Source organism: Citrobacter farmeri (genome assembly GCF_019048065.1).
Taxonomy (GTDB): Bacteria; Pseudomonadota; Gammaproteobacteria; order Enterobacterales; family Enterobacteriaceae; genus Citrobacter_A; species Citrobacter_A farmeri.
This window is the reverse complement of sequence record NZ_CP077291.1, coordinates 1447251-1462710: the sequence shown is the minus strand read 5'-3', so window position 1 is coordinate 1462710 and position 15460 is coordinate 1447251. Positions and strand designations below refer to the sequence as shown.

At 53.3% G+C, this 15460-nt stretch carries 14 protein-coding genes; 5 read left to right on the top strand and 9 right to left on the bottom strand.

Annotated features, from left to right (window positions below):
* Window positions 1-160: 160 nt before the first annotated feature.
* The gene (alaA, locus tag I6L53_RS06865) at window positions 161-1378 is read left to right on the top strand and encodes an alanine transaminase AlaA (protein ID WP_042317803.1); all 1218 of its coding nucleotides are present in this window, start codon (window positions 161-163) and stop codon (window positions 1376-1378) included.
* An 83-nt stretch (window positions 1379-1461) separates the two neighbouring features.
* Window positions 1462-2061 carry a 5'-deoxynucleotidase gene (yfbR, locus tag I6L53_RS06860; RefSeq protein ID WP_042317802.1) on the top strand — a complete coding sequence of 200 codons (600 nt, stop codon included), beginning with the start codon at window positions 1462-1464 and terminating at the stop codon, window positions 2059-2061.
* A gap of 47 nt (window positions 2062-2108) precedes the next feature.
* Here yfbR and I6L53_RS06855 read toward each other — a convergent pair whose 3' ends face one another.
* From I6L53_RS06855 to yfbV, 4 genes are all read right to left on the bottom strand, one after another.
* The gene (locus I6L53_RS06855) at window positions 2109-3941 is read right to left on the bottom strand and encodes an SLC13 family permease (protein WP_042317801.1); all 1833 of its coding nucleotides are present in this window, start codon (window positions 3939-3941) and stop codon (window positions 2109-2111) included.
* A 76-nt stretch (window positions 3942-4017) separates the two neighbouring features.
* On the bottom strand, window positions 4018-4695 hold the full coding sequence (locus I6L53_RS06850; protein WP_042317799.1) for a sugar phosphatase: 678 nt from the start codon (window positions 4693-4695) through the stop codon (window positions 4018-4020).
* Window positions 4688-5182 (bottom strand): YfbU family protein, encoded by a 495-nt coding sequence (locus I6L53_RS06845; protein WP_042317798.1) that lies wholly within the window; start codon window positions 5180-5182, stop codon window positions 4688-4690. Before I6L53_RS06845 ends, I6L53_RS06850 begins: the two co-directional genes overlap by 8 nt.
* Before the next feature lie 92 nt (window positions 5183-5274).
* Window positions 5275-5730 carry a terminus macrodomain insulation protein YfbV gene (gene yfbV, locus I6L53_RS06840; protein WP_042317796.1) on the bottom strand — a complete coding sequence of 152 codons (456 nt, stop codon included), beginning with the start codon at window positions 5728-5730 and terminating at the stop codon, window positions 5275-5277.
* A gap of 339 nt (window positions 5731-6069) precedes the next feature.
* On the opposite strand from yfbV, the gene ackA reads away from it, so the two are divergent.
* From ackA to yfcC, 3 genes are all read left to right on the top strand, one after another.
* Entirely contained in the window at window positions 6070-7272 is a 1203-nt protein-coding gene (gene ackA, locus I6L53_RS06835; protein WP_042317795.1) for an acetate kinase, read from the top strand.
* Between the two features lie 74 nt (window positions 7273-7346).
* Complete coding sequence (gene pta, locus I6L53_RS06830; protein WP_042317794.1) at window positions 7347-9488, top strand: phosphate acetyltransferase; 2142 nt, start codon at window positions 7347-7349, stop codon at window positions 9486-9488.
* A gap of 187 nt (window positions 9489-9675) precedes the next feature.
* Window positions 9676-11196, top strand: a complete 1521-nt coding sequence (yfcC, locus tag I6L53_RS06825) for a putative basic amino acid antiporter YfcC (RefSeq protein ID WP_042317793.1) — start codon at window positions 9676-9678, stop codon at window positions 11194-11196.
* A gap of 100 nt (window positions 11197-11296) precedes the next feature.
* Here yfcC and I6L53_RS06820 read toward each other — a convergent pair whose 3' ends face one another.
* From I6L53_RS06820 to I6L53_RS06800, 5 genes are all read right to left on the bottom strand, one after another.
* Window positions 11297-12250: a transketolase family protein gene (locus tag I6L53_RS06820; protein ID WP_042317791.1), complete on the bottom strand. Its 954-nt coding sequence runs from the start codon at window positions 12248-12250 to the stop codon at window positions 11297-11299.
* Window positions 12243-13073: a transketolase gene (locus I6L53_RS06815; RefSeq protein ID WP_042317789.1), complete on the bottom strand. Its 831-nt coding sequence runs from the start codon at window positions 13071-13073 to the stop codon at window positions 12243-12245. The genes I6L53_RS06820 and I6L53_RS06815 overlap by 8 nt, the downstream gene beginning before the upstream one ends.
* Window positions 13070-14461 carry a PTS ascorbate transporter subunit IIC gene (locus tag I6L53_RS06810; RefSeq protein ID WP_042317788.1) on the bottom strand — a complete coding sequence of 464 codons (1392 nt, stop codon included), beginning with the start codon at window positions 14459-14461 and terminating at the stop codon, window positions 13070-13072. The genes I6L53_RS06815 and I6L53_RS06810 overlap by 4 nt, the downstream gene beginning before the upstream one ends.
* Before the next feature lie 72 nt (window positions 14462-14533).
* Window positions 14534-14806, bottom strand: a complete 273-nt coding sequence (locus tag I6L53_RS06805; RefSeq protein WP_042317787.1) for a PTS sugar transporter subunit IIB — start codon at window positions 14804-14806, stop codon at window positions 14534-14536.
* A 79-nt stretch (window positions 14807-14885) separates the two neighbouring features.
* Window positions 14886-15296: a PTS sugar transporter subunit IIA gene (locus tag I6L53_RS06800; RefSeq protein ID WP_217437769.1), complete on the bottom strand. Its 411-nt coding sequence runs from the start codon at window positions 15294-15296 to the stop codon at window positions 14886-14888.
* Window positions 15297-15460: the final 164 nt, after the last annotated feature.

Here is a 15460-nt window from a genome sequence, read left to right as displayed (position 1 = left end):
AAAAACCCATAAAATCCAGTTAATAACAGCACAATAGCACGTTACCATTCAGCAAAATCTTCTTCTGTAAAGCCTTCAAAACGCCCCGCCGTGGGAGTACATTGTTTCAAACTGACTTCCACGGCAGGAAGTGGTGATAACAGCATAAAGGTCAAGGTTCATGTCCCCCATTGAGAAATCCAGCAAATTAGATAACGTCTGTTATGACATCCGCGGTCCTGTTCTGAAGGAAGCGAAACGCCTTGAAGAAGAAGGCAATAAGGTCCTGAAACTGAACATTGGTAACCCCGCTCCTTTTGGCTTTGACGCTCCCGATGAGATTCTGGTGGACGTCATTCGCAATCTGCCTACCGCGCAGGGTTATTGCGATTCGAAAGGCCTCTATTCCGCTCGCAAAGCCATCATGCAGCATTATCAGGCGCGTGGCATGCGTGACGTCACCGTCGAAGATATCTACATCGGCAATGGCGTTTCAGAGCTAATTGTGCAGGCGATGCAGGCATTGCTGAACAGTGGGGACGAAATGCTGGTGCCTGCACCAGATTATCCGCTGTGGACAGCGGCGGTCGCGCTCTCCGGTGGGAATGCAGTACATTACTTGTGCGATGAGTCATCCGACTGGTTCCCCGATCTTGATGACATTCGCGCAAAAATTACGCCACGTACCCGTGGGATCGTTATTATTAACCCGAATAACCCGACCGGTGCGGTTTATTCCAAAGAGCTGCTGATGGAGATTGTCGAGATCGCGCGGCAGAATAACCTCATCATCTTTGCCGATGAGATCTACGATAAGATCCTGTATGACGATGCCGAGCACCATTCCATCGCCGCGATGGCACCGGATCTGCTGACGATCACCTTTAACGGCCTGTCCAAAACCTATCGCGTGGCAGGATTCCGTCAGGGCTGGATGGTTCTCAACGGTCCGAAGAAACATGCGAAAGGCTATATCGAAGGACTGGAGATGCTGGCATCGATGCGTCTTTGTGCCAACGTGCCAGCGCAACACGCTATTCAGACGGCGCTGGGCGGTTACCAGAGTATCAGTGAATTTATCATGCCCGGTGGACGTCTGTATGAGCAGCGCAATCGCGCCTGGGAATTGATCAACGATATTCCGGGCGTCTCCTGCGTGAAGCCACGCGGTGCGCTGTATATGTTCCCGAAAATAGACGCCAAACGTTTCAATATTCACGACGACCAGAAAATGGTGCTCGATTTCCTGTTGCAGGAAAAAGTCCTGCTGGTTCAGGGGACGGCGTTTAACTGGCCGTGGCCGGATCATGTGCGCATCGTCACCCTGCCCCGCATTGACGATATTGAAATGTCGCTGAGCAAATTTGGTCGTTTCCTGTCGGGATATCATCAGTTATAACCGTAAACTGGCCGTCGGTATTTGCATCCGATGGCCTTCTCTGCGCACAATGACCTCCAGGTTGTTATCATGAAAAGGTCACTATGAAGCAGAGCCATTTTTTTGCCCACCTCTCCCGCCTCAAACTCATTAACCGCTGGCCTTTAATGCGCAATGTGCGTACAGAAAACGTCTCTGAGCACAGCCTCCAGGTCGCAATGGTCGCCCATGCGCTGGCGGCGATCAAAAATCGTAAATTTGCCGGACAGGTGAATGCCGAACGCATTGCGCTGCTGGCGATGTATCACGATGCGTCAGAAGTGCTGACCGGCGATCTGCCGACGCCGGTGAAATATTTCAATTCACAAATCGCTCAGGAATATAAGGCTATTGAGAAAATCGCGCAGCAGAAACTGGTCGATATGGTGCCCGATGAGTTGCGGGATATTTTTGCTCCGCTGATTGATGAGCATGCCTATAGCGAAGAAGAAAAATCAATTGTGAAACAGGCCGACGCGCTGTGCGCTTATCTGAAGTGTCTGGAAGAATTGTCGGCGGGAAATAATGAATTTCTGCTGGCGAAGACGCGACTGGAAAAAACGCTGGAATCACGCCGGAGCCCGGAGATGGATTATTTCATGGAGGTCTTCGTCCCCAGCTTCCACCTGTCTCTCGATGAAATTAGCCAGGATTCTCCGCTGTAACCGTTTGCCGGATAAGCGTCTGCTCCATCCGGCAATACGACACAATATTAAAACGGAAACAGCATTGGGATCATCACCACGCATACCGCCATCACGATGAGGGTGAACGGAACGCCCAGCTTTAAAAAATCGCTAAAGCTGTAATTCCCCGGCCCTAACACCAGCGTGTTGACCGGTGATGAAACCGGCGTCATAAAGGCCGCCGACGCCGCCATCGCGATCACCATCGCAAAGGGATAAGGGGAAACACCCATCGATTTCGCCGCCGCCAGCGCAATCGGCGCCATTAATACCGCCGTCGCGGTATTTGAGATAAACAGGCCAATGGTCGCACACAGCACAAACAAACAACCCAACATCATGTACGGACCATAACCGCCGCCGACGTCCATCAATCCTTTCACCGCCAGATCCACACCGCCGGTCTTTTGCAGCGCCAGAGCAAAAGGCATCATGCCGACGATCAAAATGATACTTGGCCAGTGAATCGCTTTGTAGGCGCTTTCGGCGTCAATGCAGCGGAATTTCCCCATCAGCAGACAGGCAACAATTGCCGCTACGGGATTAGGAATTTCGTCGGTCAGCATCAGCGCGACCATCAGAACCAGACAGAAAATAGCATGCGGGGCCTGGCTGTGCGCAGGTGATGCCTCGCTCACCTCCTCCGGCAGGTTAAGCGCGACAAAATCTCGCCCCTGCTTCGCCAGCATGCCGATCAACTTCCAGTTTCCGACGACCAGAATGATATCGCCCATCAGCAGCGGCTCATCGGCAAGCGAGCCTTCGATCGCCACGCCGTCGCGTTTCAGACCAACCACGTTCAGCCCGTAACGGGTACGAAAACCGATTTCCCGCACCGACTTGCCAATCAGCTCTGATTCCGGGATCAGCGAGATTTCCGCCATTCCCACATCCAGCGCCTGGTCAGAGAAATATTCCCCGCGCAGCACCATCGGCTCCAGCAGTTGCTCGCTACAGAATTCACGGAGATCGACGTCGGCGGCAGACATATCAATCAGCAATACGTCGCGGGCGCGAAACTCCGAAACCCCATTCACGTTCACAATCACCCGCCGAAAACGCCGCCAGCGTTCGACACCGATCACGTTAGCGCCATAGCGCTCACGCAGTTTGAGATCGTCGAGACGCTGGCCGATCATCGGCGACCCCGGACGAATAGCCAGTCGACGCGCCCGCCCGGTCAGGCGATATTCTTTGATCAGATCGCGGAAAGTGCGGCGCTTCCAGCCATCCCGTTGCTGTTGCGGATTGTCGCCTTTGAGCATAAAACGCATCAGCAACATATAAATAATGCCCAGCACCAGCACGACGAGACCAATAGGTGTAACGCTGAAGAAGCTGAAACCAGCATGGCCTTCACGCAATAATTCGCTGTTAACGACCAGGTTTGGCGGGGTGGCCACCAGCGTCATCATGCCGCTAATAAGCCCTGCAAAACTCAGCGGCATCATCAGGCGCGACGGCGACGTTTGCATACGCATCGAGACGCTGAGTACCACGGGGATAAAAATCGCGACGACGCCGGTTGAACTCATAAACGCGCCCAGGCCGGCAACGGTCAGCATCAGCAGGACCAGCATCTTGATTTCGCTGCTGCCCGCCATTTTCACCAGCCAGGTCCCCATAACGGTCGCTACGCCGGTGCGCACCAGTCCGTCACCGATGATAAACAGTGCGGCAATCAACACCACGTTAGGGTCGCTGAAGCCAGAGAAGGCTTCGGTAATACTTAATGTTCCACTCAGAACAAAGGCTACGATGACCAACAGAGCTACCGCGTCCATACGCACTCTGCCTGTCGCAAACAAAATAACGGCAATCGCCAACAGCGAGAGAACCCAGATCAATTCACCGTTCACAACCTATCCTTGTCAGATGAGAAGATGGAATGATTCTGCCATAAAAAAGCCCCGACAAATCGGGGCTAAATCATGATCAGGTATTTCTTGATACGACCACATCACCGTTCGGTTGTTTCGTCACCGAAAGCTGTTCCAGACTGGTCAGGGCGAAATCGACCTCATCCAGACGCGGCGTGTCCGCCGGGGCATTCACTGCGATGACATGGCAACCTGCGGCCAACCCCGAGAGCACGCCCGCAGGAGCATCCTCCACCACCGCACATTCGTGCGGCGCTAAGCCCAGCAACTGCGCCCCCAACAAATAGGCATCCGGTTCAGGCTTACCGCGTTTGACCCGCTCAGCCGTCACGAAAACCTCTGGTGCCGGCAGGTTGGCCACCTGATGACGTGCACGTGCGACCGGCATTGACCCGGATGTCACAATCGCCCACGGGATCCCGGCCTTATTCAGATGATTGAGCAGCGCAACCGCACCAGGCAGTGCGGTGATGCCCGCCGTTTCTGTCGCTTCAATTTGCTCCAGACGTGTAAACTCGGCGGCGATCTCCGCCTCAGGCTTGCCCGCCATAAAATGACGCAAAGAGGTGATCGCCTGCTTGCCATGAACAAAACCCAGCACCTCGTCATGCGTCAGCCCAAAGCGGTCGGCCCAGTTACACCATGCCCGTTCCACTGCGGGTAAAGAGTCAACCAGAGTTCCATCCAGGTCAAACAGAAAGCCTTTGCACTGCACGTTCACCTCCTCAGGCATTGATGATTTGGTTGATTTCGTTGGCGCTCAAATGATACTGACGCGGACAGGCGTGCCACGCGCTTAACATCCGCTGATATTTTTCCCACATTGGCGTCTGCGCGTTGAAGCCGTGAGTGCCGGCATCAAAATGGGTGTAACGTCCTTCCACATTCACCATAAAGCGAACATAGCCGAGGTAGCGCGCTTCCGTTGCAGCGTCAAAGCCCAGGAAGGTCACCCGACGCTCATCGATATTTTGCGCATCTTTCAGGTTAGCCCATGAGACGTGCAGGGCATGATACATCTCCATGATGTCGATAACCGTACGACAGGTTTCCTCTTTCAGCTCGCCAAACTCCCGATCCAGCTCGCGCATTTGCAGACCGTAGCCGCGTTCAATGATCGTCTGCAGACGACGATAGCGCTCGGCGTTTGTCGGATCGAGCATGGTCATCATTTTGTATTGATTAGACAAAATCAGACGTTGAGCGTTGGTCATTTCCATTTGGGACTCCTGTATCACTCTACTACGGTGAAAAAAGTGAAAAAAAAGAAGGCATCAATATGCCTTCTTTTATATGCGTAATCCGGGGTCAATTACAAATCATCAAGGAAAGTTTTATCCAGTTGTTTGAAGGCACGCTTAAGCGTGTCAGCTAACGCCTGGTAATCCGGCTTTCCTTCAACCGGGGAGAGCGCCTGTCCCGCTTCCTGTAATTTGCCTCTGACTTCATAGAACCAGTTCAGGATAGAGGGCGGCAGCGGCGTGACGGAACGTTTTCCTAACCACCACAGCCCCTGCATCGGCAGGCTGAGCGCAAACAACGCGGTGGCGACGGCAGGCCCTAACTGCCCCCCCAGTGCTATCTGCCAGCACAGGGTAAAAATGGCGATCGGCGGCATAAAGCGGATCGCGTAGCGCGTCATCCGTATCACGCGGTTCTCAACAAAGACGGGTGCAAGGCGCTTTTCCATTGGCCACGTCTTTGAATAATGCTGCCCCCGGCGAAAAAGGCTGAAAAAATTTACGGAGCGATGATCCGGCGTCGACATGGCTTACCTCAACTTCACATATAAAAATTCAAATATTTGTGCAAAACAACAACTATGCGGGACAACGTTCAAAACATTTTGTCATTGATACCCACTATCGGGTATCCTGTAGCGGCCTGTAAATGGCCTGTAGTCCAAAATCATTGAGTCGTCAAATTTACATATAGTATGCCATTGGCTGAAAAATACGCAAAATGGCATAGACTCAAAGGTATTTCTTCCATCATGCCAAAAAAGACAACTGCGCATGATGTTAATCATAAATGTCAGCGTCACACTGCGCTACGCTCTATGGCTCCCTGACGTTTTTTTAGCCACGTATCAATAATAGGTACTTCCATGTCGAGTAAGTTAGTACTGGTTCTGAACTGCGGTAGCTCCTCACTGAAATTTGCAATCATCGATGCAGTTAACGGTGAAGAATACCTTTCTGGTTTAGCCGAATGTTTCCATCTCCCAGAAGCGCGTATCAAATGGAAAATGGACGGCGGTAAACAAGAAGCGGCTTTAGGTGCAGGCGCCGCTCACAGTGAAGCGCTGAACTTTATCGTTAATACTATTCTGGCACAAAAACCAGAACTGTCTGCGCAGTTGACTGCAATCGGTCACCGTATCGTACACGGCGGCGAGAAGTATACCAGCTCCGTGGTTATCGATGACTCTGTTATTCAGGGCATCAAAGATTCTGCCTCTTTCGCACCGCTGCATAACCCGGCTCACCTGATCGGGATCGCAGAAGCACTGAAATCCTTCCCGCAGTTGAAAGACAAAAACGTGGCTGTGTTTGACACCGCGTTCCATCAGACCATGCCGGAAGAGTCTTACCTCTATGCCCTGCCGTACAGCCTGTACAAAGAACACGGCGTTCGTCGTTATGGCGCGCACGGTACCAGCCACTTCTTCGTCACTCAGGAAGCGGCAAAAATGCTGAACAAACCGGTAGAAGAACTGAACATCATCACTTGCCACCTGGGCAACGGTGGTTCTGTTTCTGCTATCCGCAACGGTAAATGTGTTGATACCTCTATGGGCCTGACCCCGCTGGAAGGTCTGGTGATGGGTACTCGTTCCGGTGACATCGACCCGGCAATCATTTTCCACCTGCACGACACGCTGGGCATGAGCGTTGATCAGATTAACAAAATGCTGACCAAAGAGTCTGGCCTGCTGGGTCTGACCGAAGTCACCAGCGACTGCCGTTATGTTGAAGACAACTACACCACCAAAGAAGACGCGAAACGTGCAATGGACGTTTACTGCCACCGTCTGGCGAAGTACATCGGTTCCTACACGGCGCTGATGGATGGTCGTCTGGACGCCGTTGTCTTCACCGGTGGTATCGGTGAGAACGCGGCGATGGTTCGCGAGCTGTCCCTGGGTAAACTGGGCGTGCTGGGCTTTGAAGTTGATCATGAACGTAACCTGGCTGCACGTTTCGGTAAGTCCGGTTTCATCAACAAGGAAGGTACCCGTCCTGCGGTGGTGATCCCAACCAACGAAGAACTGGTTATCGCGCAAGACGCGAGCCGTCTGACTGCCTGATTTCACACCGCCAGCTAAGCTGGCGGTGCTGTTTTGTAACCCGCCCAACGGGCGGTAACGAAAGAGGATAAACCGTGTCCCGTATTATTATGCTGATCCCTACCGGAACCAGCGTCGGCCTGACCAGCGTCAGCCTCGGCGTCATCCGCGCTATGGAACGCAAAGGCGTTCGTCTGAGTGTCTTTAAGCCAATCGCCCAGCCACGCGCCGGTGGCGATGCGCCAGACCAGACCACCGCTATCGTTCGTGCAAACTCCTCTGTAACAGCGGCTGAACCGCTGAAGATGAGCCACGTTGAGTCTCTGCTGTCCAGCAATCAGAAAGATGTGCTGATGGAAGAGATCATCGCGAACTACCACGCGAACACCAAAGACGCAGAAGTGGTACTGGTTGAAGGCCTGGTCCCAACCCGTAAACACCAGTTCGCGCAGTCGCTGAACTACGAAATTGCCAAAACGCTGAATGCAGAAATCGTATTCGTGATGTCTCAGGGCACCGATACGCCAGAACAGCTGAACGAGCGTATTGAACTGACTCGCAGCAGCTTCGGCGGCACAAAAAATACCAACATCACTGGCGTTATCGTTAATAAACTGAACGCTCCGGTTGATGAACAGGGTCGTACTCGCCCGGATCTGTCCGAGATTTTCGACGACTCTTCCAAAGCACAGGTCGTGAAGGTTGATCCGGCCCAGCTCACCGCAAGCAGCCCGCTGCCGGTTCTGGGCGCGGTGCCGTGGAGCTTTGATCTGATTGCGACTCGTGCAATCGACATGGCGCGCCACCTGAATGCCACCATCGTTAACGAAGGCGACATCAACACGCGTCGCGTGAAATCTGTCACCTTCTGTGCGCGCAGCATTCCGCACATGCTGGAACACTTCCGCGCCGGTTCTCTGCTGGTTACCTCCGCTGACCGTCCGGACGTGCTGGTTGCCGCTTGTCTGGCCGCGATGAACGGCGTAGAAATCGGCGCCCTGCTGCTGACCGGTGGTTACGAAATGGACGCGCGCATTTCTAAACTGTGTGAACGCGCTTTTGCGACCGGCCTGCCGGTATTCATGGTGAACACCAATACCTGGCAGACCTCTCTGAGCCTGCAAAGCTTCAACCTGGAAGTGCCGGTTGACGATCACGCTCGCATCGAGAAAGTTCAGGAGTATGTGGCGAACTACATCAACGCTGACTGGATCGAGTCTCTGACCGCGACCTCTGAGCGCAGCCGTCGTCTGTCTCCACCCGCTTTCCGCTATCAGTTGACCGAACTGGCACGTAAAGCCGGTAAACGTGTTGTGCTGCCGGAAGGCGACGAACCGCGTACCGTGAAAGCGGCAGCCATCTGTGCTGAACGTGGTATCGCTACCTGCGTGCTGCTGGGTAATCCGGAAGAGATCAACCGCGTTGCGGCGTCTCAGGGTGTTGAACTCGGCGCTGGCATCGAAATCGTTGACCCGGAAGTGGTTCGCGAAAGCTATGTCGCACGTCTGGTTGAACTGCGTAAGAGCAAAGGCATGACCGAAACCGTTGCCCGCGAACAGCTGGAAGACAACGTGGTTCTCGGTACGCTGATGCTGGAACAAGACGAAGTTGACGGTCTGGTATCGGGTGCCGTTCACACCACGGCGAACACCATTCGTCCGCCGCTGCAATTGATCAAAACAGCGCCAGGCAGCTCACTGGTTTCCTCCGTATTCTTCATGCTGCTGCCGGAACAGGTTTATGTTTACGGTGACTGCGCGATCAACCCGGATCCGACCGCTGAACAGTTGGCTGAGATCGCTATCCAGTCTGCCGATTCCGCTATTGCCTTTGGCATCGAACCGCGCGTTGCGATGCTCTCCTACTCCACCGGCACCTCTGGTGCGGGTAGCGACGTAGAAAAAGTGCGCGAAGCGACTCGTCTGGCGCAGGAAAAACGTCCTGACCTGATGATCGATGGTCCGCTGCAGTACGATGCCGCCGTGATGGCTGATGTCGCAAAATCCAAAGCGCCGAACTCTCCGGTTGCCGGTCGCGCTACCGTGTTCATCTTCCCGGATCTGAACACCGGTAACACCACCTACAAAGCGGTACAGCGTTCTGCCGACCTGATCTCCATCGGGCCGATGCTGCAGGGTATGCGCAAGCCGGTGAACGACCTGTCTCGTGGCGCGCTGGTAGACGATATCGTCTACACCATCGCCCTGACCGCGATTCAGTCTTCACAACAGCAGTAAACTGTCTCATCCGGGCGCTGACGGGCCCGGCCAACATCCGGAAATCGTAATGGTTTCCGGATTTTTTATTCCCTCTTTTTCAGCCTTGTGAAATCTGATTTTTTGGCTTAACTGCGCTGTATCAATGAATAACCATTCGCCTGTTTGCATACTTAGTCTCTTTGCTTTGCAACAGGGATAGTCTGTCATGTCTGCAGTAACCGAAACACAGCCAACCAGAAAATGGGCCATGCCCGATACGTTGGTCATTATTTTCTTTGTCGCTATTTTAACCAGCCTTGCGACCTGGGTTGTCCCGGTCGGGATGTTCGACAGCCAGGAGGTCCAATACCAGGTAGATGGTCAGACAAAAACCCGTAAAGTGGTCGACCCGCACTCCTTTCGTATTCTGACCAACGAGGCTGGTGAAGCGCAGTACCACCCGGTGAAGTTCTTTACCACCGGTGATGAAAGTCCGGGCCTGATGAACTTCCCGTTCGAAGGGCTGACTTCTGGCTCTAAATTCGGCACCGCCGTCGGTATCATCATGTTTATGCTGGTGATTGGTGGCGCGTTTGGCATCGTCATGCGCACAGGAACTATTGATAATGGCATCCTGGCGCTGATCCGTCATACCAAAGGCAACGAGGTTCTGTTCATCCCGGTGCTGTTTATTCTCTTCTCACTGGGCGGCGCGGTATTCGGTATGGGAGAAGAGGCGGTCGCCTTTGCGATCATCATCGCGCCGCTGATGGTACGACTGGGCTACGACAGTATCACCACCGTGCTGGTGACCTACATCGCGACACAAATTGGCTTTGCCAGTTCGTGGATGAATCCCTTCTGCGTGGTAGTCGCTCAGGGAATAGCTGGCGTCCCCGTTCTCTCCGGTTCCGGTCTGCGCATTGTGGTATGGGTCATTTCAACGCTGATTGGCCTGACGTTTACCCTCGCCTATGCCTCGCGCGTGAAAAAGAACCCGCATCTGTCGCGCGTGCATGAGTCCGATCGTTTCTTCCGTGAACAGCAGGCTGACATTGTCGAGCGACGCTTCACGATCGGCGACTGGCTGGTGCTACTGGTTCTGACCGGTGTAATGGTATGGGTGATCTGGGGCGTCATCGTCAACGCGTGGTTTATTCCTGAAATCGCCAGCCAGTTCTTCACCATGGGCCTGGTGATTGGCATTATTGCCGTTGTCTTTCGCCTTAACGGTATGACGGTCAACATTATGGCGTCCTCTTTCACCGAAGGCGCGCGCATGATGATTGCCCCCGCCCTGCTGGTTGGCTTTGCCAAAGGCATATTGCTGCTGGTAGGCAACGGCGAAGCAGGTGACGCGAGTGTACTGAATACGCTGTTGCACAGCATCGCCAACGGCATCAGCGGGCTGGATAACGCCGTTGCCGCGTGGTTTATGCTGCTCTTCCAGGCCGTGTTTAATTTCTTTGTTACCTCAGGATCGGGCCAGGCGGCGCTGACCATGCCGCTGTTAGCGCCGCTCGGCGATCTGGTGGGTGTTAACCGTCAGGTGACCGTGCTGGCATTCCAGTTTGGCGATGGCTTCAGCCATATCATCTATCCGACCTCTGCGTCACTGATGGCGACCTTAGGCGTTTGTCGGGTGGATTTCCGTAACTGGCTAAAAGTGGGTGCGACGCTGCTGGGGCTGCTGTTTATTATGTCCAGCGTGGTGGTGATTGGCGCACAGATTATGGGCTACCATTGATCCAAAATGCCGGATGGCGACGCTAGTGTGCCTTATCCGGCCTACAAAGATGATGTCCTGCAAGCCGGATAAGCGTTAGCGCTCATCCGGCTTCTCCTTTCTAAAGCAGTGATTTTGCGGCAGTCACAATCGCTGCCGCAGTGAGTCCATACTCTTCCTGTAAGAAATCCTGAGTGCCGACCTGTCCGTAGCGCTCCCTGACGCCAACCCGCCGCATCGGAACCGGGCAGGTTTCTACCAGTACTTCCGCTACCGCCGATCCCAGCCCATTATGGATACTGTGATTTTCACAGGTCACAATTCGCCCCGTTTTTTCGGCATAGTTCTTCACCAGCATGCGATCGATAGGCTTGAGAGTGAACATGTCGATGACAGCCGTACTGACCCCCATCCGCTCCAGTTGGCGTGCCGCTTCCAGCGCTTCAGCGACCATAATCCCATTAGCAATTAAGGTGACATCATTGCCTTCCCGCAACACATTTCCTTTCCCCAGCGTAAAGGTCGATCCCGAGGCGTAAATACTCGGTGCCTGCTTACGGATGGTACGTACCCAGTAAAACCCGTCGAGGTCAATCAGTTGACGTAAGATATCGTCAAACATGACGGCATCTGTGACTTCCAGCACCACCGAATGCGCCAGCCCACGAACGATACCCATATCTTCGAAAGACATGTGCGTCCCGCCGTTATGACAGGCGGTCACGCCAGCATCTGAGGCGATGACTTTGACGTTACTCCGCTGATAATCGAGCGACATAAACAATTGATCGAAACAGCGGCGACTGGCGAACGCCGTAAAGGTATGCACAAACGGCCTGCGCCCGGTCAGCGCCAGCCCCGCCGCGGTACCAATAACGTTTGCCTCCATGATGCCGCAATTAATAACATGTTGCGGATAGTCGCGCGCCACGCCATCCATCGCCATGGAGCTCATCAAATCCGCTTCCAGCGCAATGATCGGACTTCCCGCTGCCACTTCTTTCGCGACAAAACCGGCATAAACCTTGCGCATCTCCACACTGTCTTTTTGTCCTGCGGGCGCGAGCTTAATCATGCGTAGCCTCCAGTTGGCGAAGATTATCGTTCAGCGCGTGTCTGGTCTCATCCGTCAGGCGCAGGTGATGTGAGTTAGCTAATTGCTCCAGATACGGCACCCCTTGCCCTTTGATGCTGTCAAGAATCACAACGCGTGGACGAGCCTGGTTATCCAGAACCGGTTGTACCACCGCCAGCAGACCAGGGATGTCATCCCCTTTCACCGTGAACGCCTCAAAACCAAATGCACGGAATTTATCTTCAAGACAAAACGGGTGAATGATGTCGTTCAGTTCGCCGTCCAGTTGCTGCTTATTCCAGTCAACGAAGACCGTCAGGTTGTTCAGTCGATGATGGGCAATAAACTGGAACGCTTCCCAGCACTGCCCTTCATTGAGCTCGCCATCGCCAACAATGCAGAATACCCGGTTCGTCCGCTGCGCCAGTTTGTGCGACAGCGCCATCCCCCCGGCGATAGAAATGCCCTGCCCCAGGGATCCTGTCGTCGCATCAACGCCGCGCGTCTTAAGCCTGTCCGGGTGACTGGGCAGACGCGTGCCATTCTGGTTCAGCGTGTTCAATTCTTCGACCGGGAAGTAGCCTTTCAGCGCCAGCGTACTATACAGCGCCGGTCCGGCATGCCCTTTTGACAATACGAAATAGTCCCTCTCTGGCCAGTCCGGATCGGCAGGGTCAATGTTCATCACCTCGCCATACAACACCGCCAGCGTTTCCACCACCGACATACAGCCGCCAAAATGGCCAAAGCCGAGATGAATAAGCGACTTCAGGGTGGCGATGCGAATCTCCCGCGCCAGTTGGGTTACCGCCTTTACATTCATGATTTGGCTCCCGTATTTTCCTTAGTCTGACCTGCAACCGTCCGGTTTTTTGCGAACAGGTTCCAGGCCACCAACAGCGCAAACAACGCCACAACCAGTCCCGTAATGGCAAAAGGCGACAAATAACGAGCCAGGTTGCCGAGAACGATGCCAATGACGCCAAAGTCAGCATCCGAGAAGGTGGTATTGGCAAAACCAATCGCGCCCAGTACGGGCAGGAGGAGAACCGGCAGGAAGGTGATTAACAGGCCATTGGCAAACGCGCCAATCATGGCCCCGCGACGCCCACCGGTGGCGTTACCAAACACCCCGGCCGTTGCGCCAGTAAAAAAGTGAGGAACGACGCCAGGCAAGATCAGCACCAGTTTCATCTGTCCCAGCAGGAACAGCCCTACCAGCCCGCCGAGAAAACTGAACAGGAAGCCAATCAGTACCGCATTCGGGGCATAGGGATAGACCACCGGACAATCCAGCGCGGGTCGCGCGTTAGGCACCAGCTTTTCAGAAAAACCGGTAAACGCCGGGACGATTTCTGCCAGAATCAGACGGACACCTTGCAGAATAATAAACACCCCAGCGGCAAAGGTGATCGCCATGATGATGGCGTAAACCAGATAGTTCTGCCCGCCGCTGAAGGTACTTTCGACATATTCCCGACCGGCGCTGATCGCCATAATCAGATAGATGATCATCATGGTCAGAGAGATAGAGATTGAACTGTCGCGCAAAAAGCTCAGATTCTTCGGCAGATTCATCTCTTCGGTCGAACGGGAACCTTTGCCGCAGACGCTGCCAATCCAGCCTGACAGCACATATCCCAGCGTGCCGAAGTGACCAAAAGCAATCTCATCATTCCCGGTGACCCGCCGCATGTAACGCTGCGCCAGCGCGGGGAAAAAAGCCATCACCAGCCCCAGAATCAGCGAGCCTGTGAAAACCAGGCCAATTCCATCGAATCCAGCGACGGTCAGAATAACGCCGATCATACAGGCCATATAAAACGTATGATGCCCGGTCAGGAAGATATACTTCAGGCGCGTGAAGCGGGCGACAATAATATTCGCCACCATCCCGAAAGCCATAATAAGCGCAGTTGAGGCACCATATTTCTCCAGGGCGATAGAGACAATGGCTTCATTATTAGGAATGATGCCCTGAATATTAAAGGCGTGCTCAAACATTCCGCCTAGCGGATTTAATGAACCCACCAACACCGTTGCGCCGCCGCCAAGAACAATAAACCCCAGAATCGTTTTAATTGTCCCTTTTATCACATCGGAAAAAGATTTCTTCTGTGCCACCAGGCCAATTAATGCAATTAACCCTACCAGCACGGAGGGGACTTTAAGAATATCAACAACAAAATTCAGCGTTTCAAGGATAAACATATCCACCTCGCTTTATGCACATCAGGGCGCGAACCGCCATCGGGCCGTTTGCATGCCAGAGTGCATGTACAGTTATTGTTTGTCGAACCATGCGCGCAATTGCGCTTCCAGTTCATTGATATCGATAATATTGTTAATCACCACCAGTTGAGTTTCCGGTACACTGGCGCTGGCGGCAATATCCTTTGCCATCACAAACAGATCGGCAGCGCCTGGTGTGGCGGAGGAGAGATCGGAATGTTCAACGTCTGCCTGAATATTAAGTTTCTTGAGCACTTTTTTAATATTCATTTCGACCATAAAACTGCTACCCAGGCCAGAACCACAAATCGCCAGAATTTTCATTATTATCCCCTTTTTTAGGTAGAGTGCGCCCACATCACGCTTTCGCGTCATGTTTTAGAAAATGCCGAGATGACTTAAATCAGAAACGCGAAATGACTGTTTTGATTTCCTCCAGAGTGGTTGCCTGATGTAATTGCGTCAGGTCCTCATCGCTTGAAAATAATTCGGCCAGTGCGGATATCATGGCAATATGGCTGTGTTTATCCGGTGCCGCCAGCATGATAATAATATCGACAGGATCAAATTCGCCTGCGCCAAATGAAACACCGTGCTCCAGTTTTAATAATGAGAGCCCTAATGCTTTTGCCCCTTCTTCGGGTCTGGCATGCGGCATCGCCAGACCCGGCGCCAGAACGTAATAAGGTCCCAGTTGCTGATGCTGCGCGACGATGGCGGTGAGGTATTCCGGTGTAATAACCCCGGCAGCGATCAAAGGTCTGGCACACCACTCAAGAGCCTGTTGCCAGTCCGCCACACTCTCGCGCAGCATGATGGTTGTCTCCGTTAACCATTTATTTAGCACGTCTCCTCCTCATTTTTCGCTCAATGTGAACAAACTTTATTCAACCCCTGAAACCATATCTGCGATCGTTCTCACAAAGATAGCGCTATCAAAAGATATCGTTCAGATATGTGATAGCGCTATCAAAATAC